This window comes from Leifsonia araucanica, assembly GCF_051161895.1.
GTDB lineage: Bacteria > Actinomycetota > Actinomycetes > Actinomycetales > Microbacteriaceae > Leifsonia.
Genome location: NZ_JBMBTW010000002.1, coordinates 91,973 through 111,337 on the forward strand (window position 1 = coordinate 91,973; position 19,365 = coordinate 111,337).

General features: G+C 70.7%; 20 protein-coding genes. 5 read left to right on the forward strand and 15 right to left on the reverse strand.

What is annotated here, in order from left to right; translation table 11 throughout:
• Nucleotides 1-2 precede the first annotated feature (2 nt).
• The 4 genes from ACN6M5_RS00405 to ACN6M5_RS00420 form a co-directional block, all read right to left on the reverse strand.
• Nucleotides 3-830, reverse strand: a complete 828-nt coding sequence (locus ACN6M5_RS00405; RefSeq protein WP_434948119.1) for a MoaF C-terminal domain-containing protein — start codon at nucleotides 828-830, stop codon at nucleotides 3-5.
• 24 nt (nucleotides 831-854) lie between these two features.
• Nucleotides 855-1,598, reverse strand: a complete 744-nt coding sequence (locus ACN6M5_RS00410; RefSeq protein WP_085370948.1) for an SDR family NAD(P)-dependent oxidoreductase — start codon at nucleotides 1,596-1,598, stop codon at nucleotides 855-857.
• Nucleotides 1,595-2,728: a zinc-dependent alcohol dehydrogenase gene (locus tag ACN6M5_RS00415; RefSeq protein ID WP_434948120.1), complete on the reverse strand. Its 1,134-nt coding sequence runs from the start codon at nucleotides 2,726-2,728 to the stop codon at nucleotides 1,595-1,597. The genes ACN6M5_RS00410 and ACN6M5_RS00415 overlap by 4 nt, the downstream gene beginning before the upstream one ends.
• A gap of 194 nt (nucleotides 2,729-2,922) precedes the next feature.
• Complete coding sequence (locus ACN6M5_RS00420; protein ID WP_434952271.1) at nucleotides 2,923-3,906, reverse strand: AraC-like ligand-binding domain-containing protein; 984 nt, start codon at nucleotides 3,904-3,906, stop codon at nucleotides 2,923-2,925.
• A gap of 230 nt (nucleotides 3,907-4,136) precedes the next feature.
• Here ACN6M5_RS00420 and ACN6M5_RS00425 point away from each other — a divergent pair, with 230 nt between their 5' ends.
• The gene (locus ACN6M5_RS00425) at nucleotides 4,137-4,652 is read left to right on the forward strand and encodes a hypothetical protein (protein ID WP_434948121.1); all 516 of its coding nucleotides are present in this window, start codon (nucleotides 4,137-4,139) and stop codon (nucleotides 4,650-4,652) included.
• A gap of 18 nt (nucleotides 4,653-4,670) precedes the next feature.
• Here the strand turns inward: ACN6M5_RS00425 and ACN6M5_RS00430 are convergent, their stop codons facing one another.
• Nucleotides 4,671-4,973 (reverse strand): DUF1905 domain-containing protein, encoded by a 303-nt coding sequence (locus ACN6M5_RS00430; RefSeq protein WP_434948122.1) that lies wholly within the window; start codon nucleotides 4,971-4,973, stop codon nucleotides 4,671-4,673.
• A 95-nt stretch (nucleotides 4,974-5,068) separates the two neighbouring features.
• Here ACN6M5_RS00430 and ACN6M5_RS00435 point away from each other — a divergent pair, with 95 nt between their 5' ends.
• Nucleotides 5,069-5,692 (forward strand): hypothetical protein, encoded by a 624-nt coding sequence (locus ACN6M5_RS00435; protein WP_168689019.1) that lies wholly within the window; start codon nucleotides 5,069-5,071, stop codon nucleotides 5,690-5,692.
• Between the two features lie 33 nt (nucleotides 5,693-5,725).
• On the opposite strand, the gene ACN6M5_RS00440 is transcribed toward ACN6M5_RS00435, so the two are convergent.
• Both ACN6M5_RS00440 and ACN6M5_RS00445 read right to left on the reverse strand, forming a co-directional pair.
• Nucleotides 5,726-7,165: a lipase maturation factor family protein gene (locus ACN6M5_RS00440; protein ID WP_434948123.1), complete on the reverse strand. Its 1,440-nt coding sequence runs from the start codon at nucleotides 7,163-7,165 to the stop codon at nucleotides 5,726-5,728.
• A gap of 66 nt (nucleotides 7,166-7,231) precedes the next feature.
• Nucleotides 7,232-7,903 (reverse strand): endonuclease/exonuclease/phosphatase family protein, encoded by a 672-nt coding sequence (locus ACN6M5_RS00445; protein ID WP_085370970.1) that lies wholly within the window; start codon nucleotides 7,901-7,903, stop codon nucleotides 7,232-7,234.
• Between the two features lie 148 nt (nucleotides 7,904-8,051).
• Here ACN6M5_RS00445 and ligD point away from each other — a divergent pair, with 148 nt between their 5' ends.
• Nucleotides 8,052-9,071, forward strand: a complete 1,020-nt coding sequence (gene ligD, locus ACN6M5_RS00450) for a non-homologous end-joining DNA ligase (RefSeq protein WP_434948124.1) — start codon at nucleotides 8,052-8,054, stop codon at nucleotides 9,069-9,071.
• A gap of 41 nt (nucleotides 9,072-9,112) precedes the next feature.
• Here the strand turns inward: ligD and ACN6M5_RS00455 are convergent, their stop codons facing one another.
• A complete protein-coding gene (locus ACN6M5_RS00455; RefSeq protein WP_434948125.1) occupies nucleotides 9,113-10,204 on the reverse strand; it encodes an ATP-dependent DNA ligase in 1,092 nt (363 codons plus the stop codon).
• 139 nt (nucleotides 10,205-10,343) lie between these two features.
• On the opposite strand from ACN6M5_RS00455, the gene ACN6M5_RS00460 reads away from it, so the two are divergent.
• The gene (locus ACN6M5_RS00460) at nucleotides 10,344-10,790 is read left to right on the forward strand and encodes an SIP domain-containing protein (protein WP_434948126.1); all 447 of its coding nucleotides are present in this window, start codon (nucleotides 10,344-10,346) and stop codon (nucleotides 10,788-10,790) included.
• 79 nt (nucleotides 10,791-10,869) lie between these two features.
• Here the strand turns inward: ACN6M5_RS00460 and ACN6M5_RS00465 are convergent, their stop codons facing one another.
• The 7 genes from ACN6M5_RS00465 to ACN6M5_RS00495 all read right to left on the reverse strand — a co-directional run bounded on the left by ACN6M5_RS00465 (nucleotide 10,870) and on the right by ACN6M5_RS00495 (nucleotide 18,425).
• Complete coding sequence (locus tag ACN6M5_RS00465; protein ID WP_434948127.1) at nucleotides 10,870-11,772, reverse strand: SDR family NAD(P)-dependent oxidoreductase; 903 nt, start codon at nucleotides 11,770-11,772, stop codon at nucleotides 10,870-10,872.
• Nucleotides 11,769-12,134, reverse strand: coding sequence for a Fe-S oxidoreductase (locus ACN6M5_RS00470; protein WP_085370940.1), 366 nt, complete (start codon nucleotides 12,132-12,134; stop codon nucleotides 11,769-11,771). Before ACN6M5_RS00470 ends, ACN6M5_RS00465 begins: the two co-directional genes overlap by 4 nt.
• Before the next feature lie 4 nt (nucleotides 12,135-12,138).
• Nucleotides 12,139-13,587 carry a dihydrolipoyl dehydrogenase family protein gene (locus ACN6M5_RS00475; RefSeq protein WP_434948128.1) on the reverse strand — a complete coding sequence of 483 codons (1,449 nt, stop codon included), beginning with the start codon at nucleotides 13,585-13,587 and terminating at the stop codon, nucleotides 12,139-12,141.
• Between the two features lie 54 nt (nucleotides 13,588-13,641).
• A complete protein-coding gene (locus ACN6M5_RS00480; RefSeq protein WP_434948129.1) occupies nucleotides 13,642-14,427 on the reverse strand; it encodes a crotonase/enoyl-CoA hydratase family protein in 786 nt (261 codons plus the stop codon).
• Between the two features lie 22 nt (nucleotides 14,428-14,449).
• Entirely contained in the window at nucleotides 14,450-15,406 is a 957-nt protein-coding gene (locus ACN6M5_RS00485) for an arginase family protein (RefSeq protein ID WP_434948130.1), read from the reverse strand.
• 129 nt (nucleotides 15,407-15,535) lie between these two features.
• Nucleotides 15,536-16,312, reverse strand: a complete 777-nt coding sequence (locus tag ACN6M5_RS00490) for a PspA/IM30 family protein (RefSeq protein ID WP_085370936.1) — start codon at nucleotides 16,310-16,312, stop codon at nucleotides 15,536-15,538.
• A gap of 37 nt (nucleotides 16,313-16,349) precedes the next feature.
• Complete coding sequence (locus ACN6M5_RS00495; protein WP_434948131.1) at nucleotides 16,350-18,425, reverse strand: TPM domain-containing protein; 2,076 nt, start codon at nucleotides 18,423-18,425, stop codon at nucleotides 16,350-16,352.
• Nucleotides 18,426-18,593: 168 nt separating this feature from the next.
• Between ACN6M5_RS00495 and ACN6M5_RS00500 the strand changes: the two genes are divergently transcribed.
• The gene (locus ACN6M5_RS00500) at nucleotides 18,594-19,343 is read left to right on the forward strand and encodes a gamma-glutamyl-gamma-aminobutyrate hydrolase family protein (protein WP_434948132.1); all 750 of its coding nucleotides are present in this window, start codon (nucleotides 18,594-18,596) and stop codon (nucleotides 19,341-19,343) included.
• The last annotated feature ends 22 nt before the right edge of the window (nucleotides 19,344-19,365 follow it).

Sequence of the window (19,365 nt, forward strand, 5' to 3'; positions counted from 1 at the left end):
GGTCAGACCGGCTGCGCGTCCGGGTACGAGACGGAGCCGAGCGGGTAGATGTGGCCACCCCCGCGCGAGTGCTCGGACTCGCCTGCGCCGTTCAGCCCGAGGAAGATGCCCGTGGTGCGCAGGTCGTAGCCGAGGTCGTGCAGCCACACGCTGGCGACGGCGATCCGGAACTCGCGGAAGCAGAACAGATACAGTCCGTCGGCGAACTTCCACACGGTGGAGAGGTCCATATCGCCGTGCCCGCGCTGCACGCCTTCCAGGCACTGCCAGGCGTAGCGCTGCGACGACACGTAGACGTGCTCGTAGAGGTGCTGCGGGCTGTAGCGGTAGATGTTCCTCTTGCCGATCAGGTCGCGGGACGGAGCGGGCGCCTCCCCGGTGGGATCTCCGGCATCGGTCGCCGCCGCGTGGAATGTCTGCCGCACCCGCGGGGTGCCGTCGACGTCCTCCTCGCCGATCACCGAGTGCGCCACCAGCGCGCGGTGCGTCCGTGTCGAGTAGACCACCGTGATCGCCTCCCGCTCCACGCTCGTCAGCGGCAGGTTGACGAAGACGACGTCGTCGCGCACCGCGACAGCGTCGTACGGGTCCGTCCCTCCGGAGCCGATGGCGCCGGATGCGGTCCACGTCACTGCGTCGGCGTCGAACGTCAGCGACAGTGTCGAGTCGTCGTCGAGCGTCAGCGAGAGCGCGGTGCCCGCCAGGTCGGTGTTCGGCAGCCGGTAGGTGTCGATGCCCGCGGCGAACTCGTCGTATGTACGCCACTCGTCCGTTGCTGGATCGTGGGGTGCCGGGTCGTGGGGCGCCGGGTCGTGCTGGGTGTCCGTCATCGCATTCCTTTCGTGGTGCGCGTCTCAGCGCAGGGAGTATCCGCCGTCGATCAGCAGGTCGGTGCCGTAGCAGTACCCTGCGTCGTCGGACAGGAGGTAGAGGGTGCCTGCCGCGATCTCCTCGATGGTCGCGAAGCGTCCAGGCACGGTGTTCGGCAGCCACTGGGCGTGCAGGGCGCTGTCGCCGTCGAGGAAGGGCGTGGAGACGTAGCCGGGGGAGACCGTGTTGACCCGCACTCCGCGCGCGCCCCACTCGACGGCGAGCGTGCGCACCATCGCCGTCACTCCCGCCTTCGCCGTGTTGTAGTGCACGGTGCGCTGCGGCACGTTCACCACCCGGTTGCCCGACATGGATGCGACGGCCACCATGCTGCCTCGCCCCGCCGCGAGCATGGCGGGGGCGAACGCCTGCAGCGTCAGGAACACCCCGCGCAGGTTCACCGCGAGCACCGCGTCGAACTCCGCGATCGGCAGCTCCTCGGCGGCCGTGTCGGACCCGCGGATGCCCGCGTTGGCGACCACGTGGTCGATCCGCCCTCCGCTGAGCGCGAGCAGGTCGGCCGCCGCATTGGCGACGCTGTCCGCGTCGGAGACGTCGCAGGGGATGTGCTCGCCGATCCCTCCCGGTTCGACGTCGAGCCCGAACACCGTCGCGCCCTCGGCGGCCAGCGTGGAGGCGATGCCCCTCCCGATGCCGCTCGTGGTGCCGCTGACGGCGACAACGCGCCCGCCGAACCGTCCGGCCCGTCCGGCCCGCTCGCCGGTCATCGCGCGACCACGCTCACGCCGGGGTCGATCACGGCTTTCAGCACTCCGCCGTCACGCCGCTCGATCACGTCGTACGCCGCACGCACCTCACCGAGCCCGAACCGGTGGGTCACCAGGGACTCGTAGTCGAAGTCGCCGCGTTCGAGCATCCGGATGGCCGGCTCGAAGCCTCCGGCGGACAGGAACGACGGCAGCAGGTCGATCTCGCGGGTCAGCAGCTCCTCGTCGGCGAGGAAGGTCACCGGAGCGTTCGCACCGCACGCACCGGCGAGCACCACGCGCCCTCCGCGCCGCACCAGCCGCACGGCCTGCTGCTGCGCAGCCGTGGCTCCCGCGATCTCGATGACCACGTCGGCCAGGCGTCCGCCGAGTGCGGAGGAGACCGCATCCACCGGGTCGGTCTCGCGGGAGTTCACCACGGCGTCCGCGCCGAACCGCATCGCGAGCTCCAGCCGGTTCGCGCGGGTGCCGACGACGATCACGCGTCCAGCGCCCGCCGACCGGGCGGCAGCGGCGGCGAGGATGCCGACGGGGCCCGGCCCGATCACGACCACTGACTCGCCGGGCGCCACCCGCCCCCGCGCGATGGCGCGGCAGGCGACGGCGAGCGGTTCGGTCAGCACGGCGCGCTGCCAGGGGAGCGCATCGGGAAGCCGGTGCACCACCGCCTCGCGTGGCACGAACAGGTGCTCGGCGTATCCGCCCCACAGGCCGGGCGCGACCGTGCGCGGGATGTTCACGCCCAGCTGGCGGCCGTGCGGCAGCCCGGAAGCCGGGTCGTCCGCCTCGCACAGGTTGTACCGGCCTTCGCGGCAGCGCGCGCAGACCTGGCAGGGCAGCAGCATCTCGACGGCGACGTGGTCTCCGACCGCCAGCCCTCGCGCCTCGGCGGCCGCGTCGCCGATGGCCGCGACCTCCCCGACGAACTCGTGACCGGGCACGAGCGGGAACGGGTCGCCGATGTGCCCGGCGAGCAGGTGCTGGTCCGTCGCGCACACCCCGACGAGGGCGACGCGCAGGATGAGGTCGTCCGGCCCCGGCGCAGGCAGCGGCTGCTCGGCGGTCTCGATCACACCAGCGGACGGGAAGACCACCTGTCTGCTGGTCGGGGGAAGGGCGGTGCCTGGCATGCGGGTTCCGTTTCCGCCCGCGCTGCGTCGCGCGGGTCGCACCCATCGTGCTCACGCGCATCCATCGGCCTCAACCGCCCGGCCGCGATCATGCCCCGACCGTCAAGCCCCGTTCCCTCCCCGACAAAGAATCGAGTCCGAACTTGTTCACGCGACACGCCGGGGCGGGGCGTGAACAACTTCGGACTCGATCGTCAGGCGGCGCGACCGGAGGCGCGCAGTTCGCTGGGGGACTCGGCGTACGTCGCCTTGAACACCCGGGAGAAGTGCGCGGCGTCCACGAACCCCCAGCGGGCGGCGATCGCGGCGACGGGACGGTCGCCGTAGAGCGGGTTCAGCAGGTCGCGGCGGCAGCGTTCGAGTCGCCGGGTGCGGATCCACGACGACACCGTCGTGCCCTGTTCGCGGAACAGCCCGTGCAGGTGCCGCGTGGAGATGAAGTGCGCTGCGGCGATCTGCGTCGGACCGAGGTCGGTGGAGGCCAGGTTCGCGTCGATGTAGCCCCGGATGCGCTGCATCAGCGCCTGGTGCGGGTTGCCGGGCCCGCTGGTCACATCGAGCTCGTTGGAGAACATCGTCGTCACCAGGTCGAGCGCGCTGTGGGCGAGCCTGGCGCCTGTCGCGCCGTTGAGCTGCTCGAGGTTGCCGACCAGTTGCGCCAGGAACGGGACGATGATGCTGCCCACGCCGGACTTCCCGCTCATCTTCACGGCGGTGAGCTGCGCGACCACGTCGGCGGGCAGGTCGATGAGGTGCTTCGGGAACATGACGACCATCGTCCGGAAGTCGTCGTCGAACACCAGCGAGTACGGCCGGTGGGTGTCGTAGACGGCCAGATCGCCCGGCTGCAGCACGGCTTCCCGGTTGTCCTGGATGAGCAGACCGGTGCCCGACAGCTGCAGGCTCAGCTTGAAGTAGTGCCGGTCGGAGCGCGCGATCAGCTCCGGCGTACGCTCGACGACGTGCTCGGCGGCGCTGACCTCGGAGACGTGCACCTCGTCGGCGCCTGCCGACCGGATGCGCCCCCAGAACGGGTCGGGACGCGAACTGGTCACGTGCAGCGGCACGAACGACTCGGACACCGCGGTGCGGAACTCGCTGAAGTTCCTGGCGATGGAGGTGGTCACGCGGTTGGCGCGCGGCTGACCGGCGGCCTGCGTGGCCTGGCCGGGCTGCATGATCTGGCTGTTCTGCATGGCCGGGCCGGGCTGCGTTGTCTGGTTGACGGCCTGCGTTGTCGGGTTGAGCACGGGGTTACCTCACCTGATCGGGACGACACTGTATACGATCCGTGATACGGATCGTAGCACGCGTACCCCCGCGCGCTCCGGCCGAACCGTGCGGGCGCGGGCAACAGGGATGCGCGGGCGGCACACCGGGACAACGGCGGCCTTCGTAGCCTGACGGTATGACCAGTGCGACCGTCTCGCCGCGTCCGGCCGCGCGCCGCATCCCGAGCGTTCCGCTGATCGTGCTGCCGGCGCTCTCGCTGCTCGCGACGGCGGCGATGGCGGCGGACATGGCGGGTTATGCGATCGCCGTCACCCTGGTTCCCGGAGCCGTCTGGGCCGCTGGGCTGTTCGTCGTCGCCGCGGTGGTGGCGGCCGCGGGGCGCAGGCGCGGCCAGGCGCGGTTCGCGGTCGAGCCGTTCACGATGGCGCTCATGGTCGTGCTCGCGGCGCTCCACGGTCGCGACGGCGCAGCGTCCGGCGTAGCAGTCACCGCATCCGGCGATCCGCACGCCGCCCACCTCGGCGGCTCCTGGCTGGTGCTCGTCATCGCCGTCGCGGTCGCAGCGCTCACGGTCGTCTGCCTCGGCTGCGCCGTGCGCCTGGCAGCGACGCATGGCATCGTCGCGGCCCTGCTTCCCGTCGCCTCCGCCGTCGCGATGTGCGCGATGACGACCTGGATGCTCGTCGCCTGACCTCGCGCGCCTGACCCCTTACAGCAGCGTCTCGATCCCCAGCTTCACCACGTCGCCGAGACCCACGCCCTCTTTCTGCCGCACGGAACCTTTGATCGCGACGATGTACGACCCGTCCGCCGACTCGGGGAACACCGACGTCGACCACCGCGAACCACCGAGCGTCACCATCACCTTCACCGAGCCGAACCCGGCGGGTGGATGCGGTTGCAGCCGGATGTCCTCCGACACGTCGAGCGGCAGCCGGGCGAACACCCACAGGTCCCGCCTGGCCTCCCACCGCCACAGTTCCGCTTCGAATTCGTATCGCACACCGGCCATGCCACCACTCTGCCTCACCGGGGCGGTTTTCCGACAGAATGGAAGGGCAGGGCGGCGCCGCTCCTTTCCGCGCCGCCTGCGATCCGAGGAGAGGGATGCGCTGGCCGAACTGGTTCCGCAAGCGCGCGGTCACGCCGCGCACCCGGCCGTTCGACGAGGACGCGCTCGAGGAAGCGGCTCCGCCGACCCTCGAACAGTCCGTGGAGGAGGGGATGCTCCTCGCCGACTACGCCACGAGGATGGCGGTGAAGAACCACATCGTGGTCGACACCATCCAGCAGGACAACCCGTTCGACCCTGCCAGGCACACGGCGCAGGCGGCCGAGATGCTGCGGGAGCTCGCCGACGAGCAGGACCAGGCCGCCGAGCGGGCGGCCGAGGCGCGGCTCGCGGTGGCGGGGCTGGGCGGCGACGCGACGCACCCGCACGACTACCGCGACGTCGACGCGGGCAACCTGGCGCTGCGCGAGGAGGCGGCCAGGGCGCTGGCGACGGCACTGCGCGCGAAGGCGGACTCCGAGGAGGAGCTGCTGAGGATCGTGGAGCGCGCCAGGCAGGACGCCTGGGACGAGGTGGGCCGTGCCATACAGGCCGGACTCGACGCGTTCTCCGGCGCTGAGGCGCTCAAAGCCAACTACGAGGAGGAGCGCCCCGCTCGGCTGCGGCTGCTGATCTGGCGCGACCTGGCCAAGCTCGAGGAGGAGCGCGGCGGATACTGAGCCGGCCGCGCTGGCGCGCAGCTGCGCTGCCGCTCAGCCACGCAGCGACACCGGTGGGACGAGGTCGGCGATCTCCTCGCGCATCCACCGGTCCCCGGATGCGCGTTTCTCCTCCCTCGTCGTGAATCGGTAGAGGAACATCCTGGCCCGCACGGCCCGCGGCGGGCTTCCGCCGAACGGGTCGGCGCGCAACAGGCGCAGGGTCGGCCTGTCCGCCTCCAGCAGCCGCAGCAGGAACATCTCGAACCACTCCGTGTCCCTCGACCCGAGCGCGAGGAACCACATCAGCCAGTCGAGTCGCAGATGGTACGGCGCGAACTGTCGCGGGAGCCGCTTCACGTCGCCCGGCTTTCCTTTGAACGCGTACTCCCGCCAGCGCGCATCCGGATCGTTGGGGTCGTCCTCGGTCCCTTCGACGATCACCTCGAACCGCTCCTGCGTGACCGTGCCGAACGCCCCGTACGCGTTGACGAGATGCCACCGGTTGAAGCTCGCGTTCATCAGCTGCCTGCGCGCGAACAGGTTCCGCAGCGGCTGCCAGCTGAGGCCGACGATCAGGATGCTCGCCACCAGCACCACGACCGCGTACCAGCCGGGCACGCCCTCCGCCCCGATGCCGCCGAGCCGCGCGCCGCCGAACAGCCACGAGAACGACGCGTCGTCCACCGCCGAGAACGCGAGCACGATGGTGATGACGTTCAGCCAGGCGAAGTTGCCCGTCGCCACCAGCCACAGCTGGGTGAGGATGACGACCGCCGCCGCGATGCTGGCCACCGGCTGCGGCGCGAACAGCAGCCACGGCACGATCAGCTGCGCGAAATGGTTGCCGAGCACCTCCAGCCGGTGCCACCACTTCGGCAGCAGGTGGGCGGTGCGGCTCAGCGGGTTCGGCATCGGCTGGGTCTCGTGGTGGTAGTACAGCGCGGTGAGGTCGCGCCACGACCGGTCGCCGCGCATCTTGATCATCCCCGCACCGAACTCGAGCCGGAAGACCAGCCAGCGCAGCAGGAACACCACCGTCACCGGGGGAGCGGTGTCGAGAGCGCCGAGCAGCGCGACGGTGAACCCCGCTTCGCAGAGCAGGCTCTCCCAGCCGAACCCGTAGAACGTCTGCCCGATGTTCACGATCGAGAGGTAGAGGAACCAGACGAGCAGGAAGACGGGCAGGAACACCCAGGTCGGCGCGAGCTGCGGAACACCGGCGACGATCAGCGCCGAGAGCGCTGCGCCGGTCCAGGCGACGGCGAGGAGCATCCGGTCGGAGTATCGGCGGCGGAAGATGGTGGGCTGGCTGCGCGCGTATGCGCTTCGCAGGAAGCGCGGGGCGGGCAGCAGCCCGTGCTCACCGAGCAGCGCGGGGAACTGGTTGACCGCGGAGACGAACGCGATCAGGTAGATGGCGGCGACGCCCCGCTCGAGGATCTCGCGCGCGATCGTGTAATCGGTAGCGGCCAGCCACCCGAGAACGTCCACGCGCACCACCTCGCCAGGAAACGCGCTTCACGATACGCCGCGCCCGGCGGGCGGTCCAGGTGCCGGTCAGGCGGCGAGTTCGGCGTCCAGGCTGATCGCCCGGTGGTCGGAGGCGCCGCGTGGCAGCACATCCACCCGCTGGATCTCGAACCCGGTCGAGGTGACGAAGTCGAAGTATCCGGTGAAGAACTTGTAGCGCAGGTAGGTCGGCTCTGTGCTGCGGCTGAGCGCGTATCCCGCCGTCGTCAGGTGCCGCTCCAGCCCGCGGATGAACCAGGGGTAGTTGAAGTCGCCGACCATCACCGACGGGATGTCGGCGGCCAGGGAGCGCATCCCGGCGTGGGCGGCGGCGATCTGCTTGCGCCGCAACGAGTTGGATGCGGTCAGCGGCGCAGCGTGGAACGACCCGACGAGCACGTCCTCCTCGGTCTCCCTGTCGTGCAGGCGCACCGCGAGCAGCCGCTCGTTCGCCGGGGCGAGCACGCGGTCGTGCACCGACTTCTGCACGGCGAACACCTTGGTGTCGAGGATGTCGTAGCGGTCTTCGCGCACGTAGACGGCGAGGCCGAGACGGTTGGTCCTCGTCGCGTCGGCGAGGATCAGGTGGTGAAGGCGTTCGGGAAGCGCCTCACTGTCGCACTCCTGCAGGCACAGCGCGTCGACGTCGTAGGTTGCAGCGATGTCCGCGAGCTCGTGGCCTGCTGCGTGCTTGCGCAGGTTGTAGCTGACGATCTTCAGGGGAACTCCTCGTGTCTCGCACCCCGTCTTCGGGGACGCCTCATCATTCTCACCCACAACGGTGCCGAGACGCGCTCGCGCGCCGCTTCGCACACGGAATTCACACGAGTGCCATCGGCTTCGGCGACCGGACGGGTACGGTGTGAGCATGGCAGGCGACGCAGTTGTCCTCACGGTCCCCGGTCCGCACGGCGAACGCGAGGTGCGGATCTCCAGTCCCGGCCGCGTGCTGTGGCCCGAGCTGGGCATCACCAAGCTCGACCTCGCGAACTACTTCGTCGCGGTCGGCGACGCGTTCGTTCGCGCCAACGGCGACCGGCCGGTGTCGCTGCAGCGATTCCCGGAGGGCATCGACGGCGAGCAGTTCTTCTCGAAGAACCCGCCGAGGGGCGCGCCGGACTACGTGCGCTCGGTGATGGTCGTCTACCCGAGCGCCCGCTCGCATCCCCAGCTCGTCATCGACGAACCGGCCGCCGCGGTGTGGGCGGTGCAGATGAACACGGTGGTCTTCCACCCGTGGCCGTCGCGCGCGGAGAACTCGGACAACCCCGACCAGCTCCGCATCGACCTCGACCCGCAGCCCGGCACCGACTTCGGCGACGCGATCCCCGCCGCCATCGAGCTGCGCGCCGTGCTGCGCGAGGCGGGCCTGGATGCGTTCATCAAGACCTCCGGCAACCGCGGCCTGCACGTGTTCGCCCCGATCGAGCCGACCCACGAGTTCCTGGATGTGCGGCACGCTGTGATCGCCGCCGCCCGCGAACTGGAGCGCAGGATGCCCGACAAGGTCACGACGGCGTGGTGGAAGGAGGAGCGCGGCGAGCGCATCTTCGTCGACTTCAACCAGGCCAACAGGGACAGGACGATGGCGGGCGCATACAGTCCGCGCGCTCTCGCCCACGCACCGGTGGCCACGCCGATCACCTGGGACGAGCTGGAGTCGACGGACCCGCGCTCCCACACCGTCCTGAGCATCCCGGAACGGCTGGCGACGGTCGGCGACCCGTGGGAGACGTTCGGCGACAAGCCGGGCCGCATCGACGAGCTGCTCGGCTGGTGGCAGCGCGACCTCGACGACGGCCTCGGCGAACTGCCGTTCCCTCCCGACTACCCGAAGATGCCCGGCGAGCCGCCGCGCGTGCAGCCGAGCCGCGCCAAGAAGGTCTAGCCGCGCCACGGAGGCTTAGCCGCGCGCCGCGCCTGGCGCCGTCAGCTGAGGACGTCGCCGAGGTCGTAGGCGATCGGGCGGTCGAGCTGCTCGTATGTGCAGGAGCGGGCGTCGCGGTCTGGACGCCAGCGCTCGAACTGGGCCGTGTGGCGGAACCGCATCCCCTCCATCTGGTCGTAGCGCACTTCGAGCACGCGCTCCGGCCGCAGCCGCACGAACGACACGTCTTTGCCGGACGAGAACCTGCTGCGCTCCGTCTCGCCGGTGACGGTCTGCCCGTCGTCGTCCCGGAGCACGAGCGGGTCGAGTTCGTCCACCAGTTCCAGTCTGCGCTTGTCGGTGAACGCGGAGACGCCCCCGATGTTGCGCAGTTCGCCGTCTGAGTCGTACAGGCCGACGAGCAGGGAGCCCACCCCGCGCCCGCTGGTGTGGATGCGGTAGCCGAGCGCCACGACGTCGGCGGTGCGGTGGTGCTTGACCTTCAGCATCGTGCGCTTGTTCTGCGCGTACGGCGCCGCCAGTGGTTTGGCGACGACCCCGTCGAGCCCGGCGCCCTCGAACTCGACCAGCCAGCGGCAGGCGAGGTCGACGTCGGTGGTGGTCCTGGTGAGTTCGATGGGAGCGGGGAGGTCGCCTGCGAACGCCTCGAGCGCGGCACGGCGCTCCGAGAACGGCCGGTCGAGGTACGACTCGTCGCCGAGCGCGAGCAGGTCGAACGCGACGAAGGTGGCCGGGGTCTGCTCGGCCAGCAGCTTCACCCGGCTCGCGGCGGGGTGGATGCGCTGCGACAGCGCCTCCCAGTCGAGCCGCTGCGCGCCGGGCTCGCCGGTCGGCACGACGATCTCGCCGTCGAGCACGCACGGCCCGGGCAGGATGCGCGCGAACGCCTCGACGAGTTCGGGGAAGTACCGCGTGAGCATCTTGGAGCCTCTGCTGCCGATCTCAACGCTCTCGATGGTGCCGGTGCCGTCTGGGTTGCTGGTGCCGGTCGCGTAGACGATGGCACGGAACCCGTCCCATTTGGGTTCGTAGCTGAGCCCCCCGTCGACCTTGTCCGGATCCGGCACGGTGGGGACGGCTTTCGCCAGCATGGGGGCGACCGGTTGGGCGGGCGACGGGTGCGTTGGCTCCATGCGTCGATCATCCCGCGTCGGCAGGCCGGGCGGAACCCTTGCGTTCGGCACCGTGCGCTCGGCACCCTGCTGGCCGGTCGCTGGGCATCCGCTCGGAGCCCTTCGGTGTTAGGTAAGGCTCGCCTATACTGAGAACACGATGTACCGACCCGATCACGCGAACCACACCGCGACCACCGCCCACCACGACGACCGTGTGCAGTTCCTCGTCGTCGGTGACGAGTCGTCGCTGACCGAGCTCGAAGCCGAGCTCGCGCTGCTTCCGCTGTGCGCTCGCGGCCGGGTCTTCGTGGAGGTCGGCGACGCGGACGACATCGTCCAGCTGGCCACCCCGATGCGCATGACGGTCACCTGGCTCACCCGCCACAACCGCAGCGGCCGCCCGGGCACCGGCGAACGCTGCGCCAGGGGAGAGGCCGCCACCCGCGCGGTCCGCGCCTGGACCACCGAGATGCTCTGCGACGGACCGGGCGAGACCCGCGTCATCCTGACCGGCGGCTTCGCCCTGGTCTCCGAGGTGCGCGACCACCTCGAATCGGTCGTCGGCATGCCCGCCGACGCCATCGTCGCCCCCGCCTACCACTGACGGCGCCCCGCACACTCACCCGCAGGTGTCCGTGGTGGCCCCTCGCGCCCGACGTCTGCGCGCCCTTCGCATGCCGGCGTCAGCTGCGCTCCCACCCGCGGCGCCCATCGTTGCGTGACACGCGGGTGTCCACCCCCACGAGCTGTTCGGTGATCGTCCACAGGTCGCGACCGAGCTGCGCGTCTTTCGCCTGCGCGGCGGTGGGACCGTTGGCGCTGAGGCGGTCGAAGTACGTCCCGCTCGGCGCACCGACCGGAGCCTCCGCGGCGAGGCGGACGAGGGGTGCCGCCCCGGCCTCGACGGGGACGCCGTAGCCGTTGCGGGTGACGAACGCCCCGAACCGGATCAGCGGCGATGTGCGGCCGAAGTTGGTCGCGATCGTGCCCGGATGGAACGAGAAGGCGTCGACACCCGTGCCGGTGAGACGCTCCGCCAGCTCCCTGATGAACAGGATGGTCGCCAGCTTGGCCGTGCCGTATGCCCGCCAGCCGCCCAGCCAGGCGCGCTTCTCCCAGTCGAGGTCGTCGAGGCGGAGGTGACCGAAACGGTTGGCGAGGCTGGCCGTGGACACGACCCGCACATCCCGGCCCAGCGCCGCCGTCTGTTCCAGCCGGGGCCGCAGCAGGTGGGTGAGCAGGAACGGCGCCAGGTGGTTGGCCTGGATGGTGCGCTCGTGGCCGTCGACCGTGAGCTCGCGCTTGGCGTTCAGGCCGCCGGCGTTGTTGGCGAGGACGTCGATGGTGTCGTAGCGATCCAGCAGCGCGCCGGCGAGCGCCCGCACCTCGTCGAGCTTCTCGAAGTCGGCGAGGAACGGCGTCGCCCCGATCTTCTCCGCGATGCCCCTGGTGCGCTCCGGGTTGCGCCCGACCACCGCCACCTCGTTGCCCTGCTCGGAGAGCCGCTGGGCGGCGACCAGCCCGATCCCGGAACTCGCACCGGTCAGGACGATCGTGCGCCGGGAGCCGTCGGACGCTGCGGTCATCGGTAGCCACCTTTCTCGAGGCCGGCCTCGATTTCGAAACGGTTCTTCAGCGGATCCCGTCCGGAGACGAGGTAGAGCAGAGGGAACACCATGCCGTAACGCTGCCACTGACGCTTGTGAATCGCCTCGTGCTCCAGGATGTCGTCCGACACGTTCTGCGCGGTGAGGTAGCAGCCTCCGACGCACGAACCGCCCCTGCCGAACGTGCGCTCCGGCATCCCGCGGAACACGAACAGCCCGGCGCGGCGCTCGACGCGGCCCGTGCTCCAGATGAAGCCCCAGACCAGGCCGACGGCCGTGGCGTAGAGGTAGCCGAGCGTGCTGATCGGGGAGTCGAACAGCACGCGGGTGATCACGCGCATCCCGTTATTCCTTCGGCCGGCCGTACGTTTCGAGCAGCCGCAGCCAGACCTCGCTGAGGGTCGGGTACGACGGCACGGCGTGCCAGAGGCGGGAGAGGGGGACCTCGCCGACCACCGCGATGGTGGCCGAGTGCAGCAGCTCGCCGACGTCCTGCCCGACGAAGGTGACCCCGAGGACGACCTGACGGTCCTCGTCGACGACCATCCTCGCCTTCCCAACGTAGTTGTCCGCGGCGATGCTCGCGCCAGAGACCCCGCTGATCTCGTAGTCGACCACCCTGGTGCGGTATCCGGCCTTCTCGGCGGCTGCGGCCGTGAGCCCGACGGACGCGACCTCCGGGTCGGTGAACGTGACCTGCGGCACCGACTGGTGATCGGCCGTCGCCACGTAGGTGCCCCACGGCTCGAGGGAGACTTTCGCGCCCTTCGCCCTGGCCGCGATCGCGTCTCCCGCGGCCCGCGCCTGGTACTTGCCCTGGTGGGTGAGCAGCGCGCGGTGGTTGACGTCGCCGACGCCGTAGAGCCATCCACCGTCGACCGGCTCGCCGTCGGCGCCGAGGACGCGCATCGAGTCGTCGACGTTCAGCCACGCCCCGCCTTCGAGACCGAAGGCCTCCAGGCCGAGGCCCGCGGTGTGCGGGATGCGTCCGGTCGCCACGAGGAGTTCGTCGGTGCGGATGGTGGTGCCGTCGTCGAGCGTCAGCTGGAAGCGGTCGTCGTCCGTGCGCTCGACGGCGGTCGGGGACACGTCGAGGTGCAGGTTCGCGCCGAGTTCGCGCAGCGAGTCCGCGACGAGTTCCCCGGCGAACGGCTCGTTCGCGCCGAGCAGGCCGCTGCGGGAGATGAGGTGCACCTCCGTGCCGAACCCGGCGTACGCCGTGGCCATCTCGACCCCGACGACACCGCCGCCGAGGATCGCGAGCGACACGGGCACGCGCTGGACGCTCGTGGCGTCCCTGCTCGTCCACGGCTCACTCTCGCGGAGGCCCGGGATGTCGGGAAGGAGGGAGGCGGAACCCGTGCAGACGGCGACGGCGTGCTTTGCCGTGAGCACCGTTTCTGTGCCGTCCTCGGCCGTCACGGTCACCTCGCGGACACCGGTGATGACGGCGTGGCCCCTGACGAGGTCTATGCCTGCTCCGTTCAGCCACTCCACCTGCCCGTCGTCTTTCCAGTCGCTCGTCATGACGTCGCGGCGCCGGAGCACCGCCTCCACGTCGAGCGGACCGGTGACGGCCTCGCGCGTCCCGCCGACCCGTTGCGCCGCGCGCAGCAGCGCTCCGGAACGGAGCAGCGCCTTCGACGGCATGCAGGCCCAGTACGAGCACTCGCCTCCGACCAGCTCGGCCTCCACGATGACGGTGCGCATCCCGCCCTGCACCGCTCGGTCGGCGACGTTCTCGCCCACCGCTCCCGCTCCGATCACGATCACGTCGTATTCGTTGCTGCTCATGCTCTCTCCTGTCGATTCGTTGTCGTGCGGGGTGGTCGGGGAGGGGGGACGCCGCTAGCGGCCCACGAACTCCGCTTGGGTCCTGGTGAGGAAGGCCTGCATGCCGATCGCGGCATCTTCGCTGGTGGCCAGCCGGACGAGCGCCGGCTGCAACTGGGCCTCCGCCGCCGCGTCGCCTTCTCGCACGGCTAACTTGGCGTTGGCGAGCGCGGCCTGGACGGCGAGGGGAGCCTGCGCCGCGACGCGCTCCGCAATGGCGAACGCCCTGTCGAACTGCTCTCCGTCCTCGACCAGCTCCTGCACCAGGCCGATTCGATGGGCCTCTGCCGCGTCGAAGGAATCGCCGGTGAGGATGTAGCGCATGGCGTTGCCCCAGCCGACAGCGCGGGGGAACCGGATGGTGGCCCCGCCGAACGGCAGGATGCCCCTGGACACCTCGATCTGGCCGAACGTGGTGGACCGGGCCGCCACGGCGATGTCGCTCGCCAGGATCAGCTCGATGCCGAGGGTGAGGCAGGTGCCGTGCACGGCGATCACCACGGGCTTGCTGAGACGCTGCCCGGACACCTGCCACGGGTTGATGCCGTCGTCGCTCTCGATGGTGAGGCCGTCCGCTCCGATGCGCGGCCCGATGTCTGCGAGGTCGAGGCCTGCGGTGAAGTGGTCGCCAACGGCGTAGACGAGGCCGACGCGCAACTCGGGGTCGCGTTCGAGCACGCCGTATGCGTCGGAGAGCAGCCGGAGGAGTTCGAAGTCTGCGGCGTTGCGCTTCTCCGGCCTGTTGAAGCCGATGAGCAGGATGTGGCCCCGCCGCTCGGTGATGATCTTGGGTTCGGTCATGTCTCCCAAGCTACCTCCGCCGTCAGGACGCGTCATCGGCAGGGCGCGGATCTGTGGAGAGATGGCGCGCGGCGGTGCCTGTGGAGGAACCGCCGCCCGCGCCAGCCGCGCCGCCCGCGCCGCCAGCGCCACCGCCCAGCCGCCCGGTCAGCGCGCCCAGGATCCGCAGGATCACGGCCATGTCGCGCCCCGCCGCATCCGGGGACTCCGGCGCGAACTCCGTGATCGCAGCGCCGGCCAGCTCGAACCGCCCGCGCAGCGCCCGCACCGCGTCGCACAGCGCCTCCGGCTGCACCCCGAACGGCTCCGGGTACCCGATGCCGCTGATGGTGGCCGGGTCGAGCACATCCAGGTCGATGTGCACGTACACCGAGGTCGCTCCCGTCGCCTCGACCGCAGCCACCAGGGCGGCCGGGTCGTCGAGGTCGGCCGGGCCGAGCATCCGGATGCCCATCTCCTCGATGTACGCCGACTCGTCGTCGTCGAGTGCTCGCGTCCCGGCCAGGATCACCTGCGCGGGGGAGAGGAGGGACGGTCCGGCGGACGCGAGGCCGTCCGGTGCGTCACCGAGGAGGGCGCGCACGACCATGCCGTGGAAGGCGCTCGACGGGGAGGATCCCACGTCGTTGATGTCGGCGTGCGCGTCGAACCAGACCAGGGCGACCGATCCCGGCTCTGCGACGGCGACCGCGTGCTGGACGCTGGCGAGGTCGGCGGCGCAGTCCCCGCCGATCGTGACCACCGGAGCGTCGAGCAGCATGAGCTCGGCCGTCGCAGCGTCGCGCACGGTCGTGAGCGCCGAGAACCGGTGCACGCCGGTGCCGAGGGATTCGCCCGCCGCGGCGGGGACGGGCACCACGGTGGTCGCGGCGGCGGGCAGGTCGCCCCTGATCGCCTCCGCCCCGTCGATCAGCCGCATGGCCCGCGACGATCCGGACCCCTGCCACTGCGGCACCACCAGAAACGATGCGCCGCTCATCCGCGCATCCCGTCGTCGTGGTCTGCGGGTGGCACGGGTGTCGTCATGGTGTCCTCAACTGCGTTCGTTGTCCGGATGTTCCAGGCACGGGATGCGCGGCGCCGACGGCTCCGTCGGCGCCGCCACCCGTCACTGACCGGGGGTGTACGGCGCTGACGACGCCGGGTCGGCCGTCACGGCGGGCTGCGCGGGTGCTCCGCCGGTCTTGAGGGCGGCGAGGCGCGCCTCGACCTCCGTCATCTCGCCGAGGTCGTCGAGCTGGTTGAACTGCGCGTCCAGGCTGGAGGCCGCGAGCTCCGACGCTCCGCGGACCCTCGCCTCCTCGCGGCGGATCTTCTCCTCGAAGCGGCTGACCTCGCTGGTGGGGTCGAGGATGTCGACGCTCTTGACCGCATCCATCACCTGCGACTGCGCCTGGGCGCTCTTGGCCCTGGCGATCAGCTCGGAGCGCTTGCTCTTGAGCTGTTCGAGCTTGGTCTTCATGCCGTTGAGGCCGGACTTCAGCTTCTCGACCACCTCGGTCTGCGCCGCGATCTGCGGCTCTGCGGCCTTCGCCTCGTTCTCCGAGGAGATCTGCCGCTGCAGGGCGACCTTCGCGAGGTTGTCGAACTTGTCGGCGTTCGCGGTGTCGCCACCGGAGCGGTAGGTGTCGGCCTGCTTGCTCGCCGCGAGGGCCTTCTGGCCCCACGACGATGCCGCTTCGACGTCTTCCGCGTGGTCGTCTTCGAGCAGGCGGAGGTTGCCGATCGTCTCCGCGATGGCGCTCTCGGCGTCGGCGATGCTGTTGGTGAAGTCGCGGACCATTTGGTCGAGCATCTTCTCCGGGTCTTCCGCCTGGTCGATGAGCGCGTTCACGTTCGCTCTCAGCAGCTGTGAGATCCGACCGAAAATGGACTGTTTTGCCATCGTGTTTTCCTTTCGCTGAGGCCCCCGGTCAGGCGCCTTAGAACCGTCCGCCTCCGCGGCGCGAGCGGGTTCCGCCCCCGCCGAAGCTTCCCGAGCTGAACCCTCCGCCGCCGCTGCGACTGCGGCTTCCTCCGCCACCGCCGCCTCCGCCGAGGAGCCCGCCGCCTCCACCGCCGCCGCCGAGCACGGAGTTGATCAGGATGCCGCCGAGGATCGCCCCCATCGCGCCGTTCCCTCCGCCGCGGTTGCCGCCGCCGGAGCCGCCTCCGCTGAACCCGCCGCCTCCGAACAGGCCGCCGAGGTCGCCGAGGCCGCCGGAATCCGGCTGGAACCCGCCAACGTCGCGCTGGGCGAGCTGCGTCGCCTCCTCGGCCAGCTGGGCGGCGCGCTGCGCCTGGGCGAGTGCGGTCACCGGGTCGGCCGTTGCCGTCGCCTCGGCCTGCACGACCAGCCGTCCTGCCTCGGCCAGCCGGGTGCGTGCCTCCGGTCCGACCGCTCCGCGGCGAGCGGTGATGAAGTCTTCGCAGGCGGACACCCTGGAGCGCGCGGCGAGGAGCGTCTGCTGCAGCGACGCCTGGGCGCGCTGGGTCTGCTGTCGCGCATCCCGCACGTTCTGCAGCACGCCGTCGATGTTCTGATTGGCTGCTGCAAGTCGCTGGGCGATCTCCAGCGGGTTGATCGGGCCGGCCGCGATTTTCGATCTGACGTCGGCGACCGTCTGCTCCGTTGCGGCGACGACCCCGGCGACCGCCCCTGTCGCGTCGTCGGTCGCCGCGATGGTGCGCGCCTCCGCGAGGTCGCTCTCCAGCTCGGAGATGGTGGAGTCGATGGTCTGCTGCGCCGTCCCGAGGTCTGCGCCGACCCTGTCGACCGCGTCGAGCAGCAGCTTGGCCTGATCGACGGACTCTTCGGCCGCCCGCACGCCGATCGCCGCAGCGCTCGTGTCCCCGGCGTCGCTCTTCTGCTTCGCGGCCGTCAGAGCCGTTGTCACGAACGCGAGCCGCTCCGTCGCCTGGTGGATGTTGTCCTGCACGGTCGCGAGGGACGCCGCCGTGTACTTCGAGGACAGGGTGGCGAAGGTGGCGGCCGTCTGGTCGAGCCTTCCGTGCACCGTGTCCGCTGCCGTCTGCACTTCCGCCATCGCCTGTGGGATGCGCTTCTCCAGCGCACGCAGTTCGTCGAACGCGTCCGCCTGCTTGTCCAGGGCGTCGTTGGCCGCCGCGCAGAGCTGCACGATCTGGGCGTTCCACTCGCGCTTCTGCTGGTCGGTGTCCGGTTCGGCGTCGTCGAGCCTCTGCTTGAGGGTGAAGGCGTCTCTCAGCTGCGCTTTCGCCGCATCCAGCGCCGCCTGGAACGGCACGACGGAGTCTGCTCCGTATTGCGCCGTCGCGAAGCCCAGCTCCTCCTCGCTGGTGCGGATGGCGTCGTCCGTCTGCACCAGGGCGGACCCCGCGCGACGTTCGAGATCGACGAGCGGGATGGTCTGCAGCTCGCTCTGCGGGGTCTGCGGCTGCCCGCCGGCGGCGACCTTCTTCCGCGAACGCGAGCGGACCACGAAGAATATGATGACGCCGATCACCACGACGGCGATGATGAACACCCAGAAGAACCCTGCGCCGCCCCCTCCGCCTCCGACGGCGTCTCCGAGTCCCGTGGCAGCCGCGACGGCGGCGCCCGACCAGTCGCCTGCGCGCAGTTTCGGCTCGATGTCGTTCTGCTCGATCTGCGTGAGCTGGTCGGCGGACACCGGCCCTGCGTCGTCCCCGGACAGGTAGTACGCACGCCCGTCCGTGGCGACGGCCAGCAGGTAGTCGGACGGACCGAGGTTGTTCTGCGCCGCGGTCTCGTTGGCCCAGTCGGCCGCATCCGTCGGGTTGGTGAACCGGTCGACGTAGACCACGAACAGGTCGATCTTGTGGTCGGTGTACAGCTTGTCGGTCGCCGCCTCGATGGTCGACACCTGCGACGTGACCACCCCGGCCTGATCGACCACGTGGCCGGAGCCGAGGTCGACCGGGTCGACAGCGCTCGCCATCGACGCTGTGCCGAGGGCAGAGCCGAACACCAGTCCGATCGCCAGCAGGAATCCGCCACGTACGCGTCGTCGGTGCATCTACTCACTCTCTCGAGTCGGTGGTACCAGCCGAGTCTATTGGGGGCTCGGGAAGACGCGCCAGGGCTCCGCCGCCGCCGTGTGTTTCACCCTGTTACACGCGGGATGCGTCCTCCTCCGCCTCCGAACAGAATGGACGGGACGCACACCGACGGGAGAGGAGCAGGCATGGGCATCCAGGGTCGCTCCCTCGCCGTGGTCGAGGCCACCCGTTTCCGCGGTGACGACCCGGAGTACCACGGCTACGTGCAGCTGCTCGTCGGCGCCGTGATCGCCGAAGCCCAGTCGCAGGGCTGGACCGTGTCGAGGCTCGCCGCCGACGACGGCGTGGATGCGCTCCTCGCCCGCACGGAGGCGGCCGACGCCATCGTGGTGATGGGCGGCGAGGACATCGCGCCCCGCTTCTACGGCGGAAGCACCGGATATCCGGGGGAGAGCCGCCACCTCGAGACGGCGGACGAGGCACAGCTCGCGCTGGTGCGCCGCGCCGTCGAGCGGGAGACGCCCCTGCTCGGAATCTGCCGCGGCCTGCAGATCCTCAACGTCGCCTTCGGCGGCACCATCGTGCAGCACCTCGGCGACGACAGCACGCACAGGAACCACGGCGTCCCGATCCGCCAGATCATGGCGTCGCATCCGGTCGCCATCGCCGAGGACAGCCTCACGGCCGACCTGCTCGGCGCGACGTCGGTGGACGTGCAGAGCGCCCACCACCAGGCAGTGGATGCTGTGGGCTCCGGCCTCCGCGTCACCGGCCGCGCTCCCGACGGCCACGTCGAGGCGCTCGAACACGAGACGGCGCCGGTCATCGCGGTGCAGTGGCACCCGGAGGACCCGGGAGCGCCCGCGGGCCAGCTGGCCGCGCTGATCGCGCACCTGTCCGGCGTCCAGTCGGCCGCCGTCGCCGCCGTCGCCTGACCCGGCCCGACTGGTCCGACCG

Bases quoted from the DNA above. Each gene is read 5' to 3' on its own strand.
- ACN6M5_RS00405 (WP_434948119.1), bottom strand. From the start codon at position 830: ATGACGGACACCCAGCACGACCCGGCGCCCCACGACCCGGCACCCCAC.
- ACN6M5_RS00410 (WP_085370948.1), bottom strand. From the start codon at position 1,598: ATGACCGGCGAGCGGGCCGGACGGGCCGGACGGTTCGGCGGGCGCGTT.
- ACN6M5_RS00415 (WP_434948120.1), bottom strand. From the start codon at position 2,728: ATGCCAGGCACCGCCCTTCCCCCGACCAGCAGACAGGTGGTCTTCCCG.
- ACN6M5_RS00420 (WP_434952271.1), bottom strand. From the start codon at position 3,906: ATGCAGCCCGGCCAGGCCACGCAGGCCGCCGGTCAGCCGCGCGCCAAC.
- ACN6M5_RS00425 (WP_434948121.1), top strand. From the start codon at position 4,137: ATGACCAGTGCGACCGTCTCGCCGCGTCCGGCCGCGCGCCGCATCCCG.
- ACN6M5_RS00430 (WP_434948122.1), bottom strand. From the start codon at position 4,973: ATGGCCGGTGTGCGATACGAATTCGAAGCGGAACTGTGGCGGTGGGAG.
- ACN6M5_RS00435 (WP_168689019.1), top strand. From the start codon at position 5,069: ATGCGCTGGCCGAACTGGTTCCGCAAGCGCGCGGTCACGCCGCGCACC.
- ligD (WP_434948124.1), top strand. From the start codon at position 8,052: ATGGCAGGCGACGCAGTTGTCCTCACGGTCCCCGGTCCGCACGGCGAA.
- ACN6M5_RS00455 (WP_434948125.1), bottom strand. From the start codon at position 10,204: ATGGAGCCAACGCACCCGTCGCCCGCCCAACCGGTCGCCCCCATGCTG.
- ACN6M5_RS00460 (WP_434948126.1), top strand. From the start codon at position 10,344: ATGTACCGACCCGATCACGCGAACCACACCGCGACCACCGCCCACCAC.
- ACN6M5_RS00465 (WP_434948127.1), bottom strand. From the start codon at position 11,772: ATGACCGCAGCGTCCGACGGCTCCCGGCGCACGATCGTCCTGACCGGT.
- ACN6M5_RS00470 (WP_085370940.1), bottom strand. From the start codon at position 12,134: ATGCGCGTGATCACCCGCGTGCTGTTCGACTCCCCGATCAGCACGCTC.
- ACN6M5_RS00475 (WP_434948128.1), bottom strand. From the start codon at position 13,587: ATGAGCAGCAACGAATACGACGTGATCGTGATCGGAGCGGGAGCGGTG.
- ACN6M5_RS00480 (WP_434948129.1), bottom strand. From the start codon at position 14,427: ATGACCGAACCCAAGATCATCACCGAGCGGCGGGGCCACATCCTGCTC.
- ACN6M5_RS00485 (WP_434948130.1), bottom strand. From the start codon at position 15,406: ATGAGCGGCGCATCGTTTCTGGTGGTGCCGCAGTGGCAGGGGTCCGGA.
- ACN6M5_RS00490 (WP_085370936.1), bottom strand. From the start codon at position 16,312: ATGGCAAAACAGTCCATTTTCGGTCGGATCTCACAGCTGCTGAGAGCG.
- ACN6M5_RS00495 (WP_434948131.1), bottom strand. From the start codon at position 18,425: ATGCACCGACGACGCGTACGTGGCGGATTCCTGCTGGCGATCGGACTG.
- ACN6M5_RS00500 (WP_434948132.1), top strand. From the start codon at position 18,594: ATGGGCATCCAGGGTCGCTCCCTCGCCGTGGTCGAGGCCACCCGTTTC.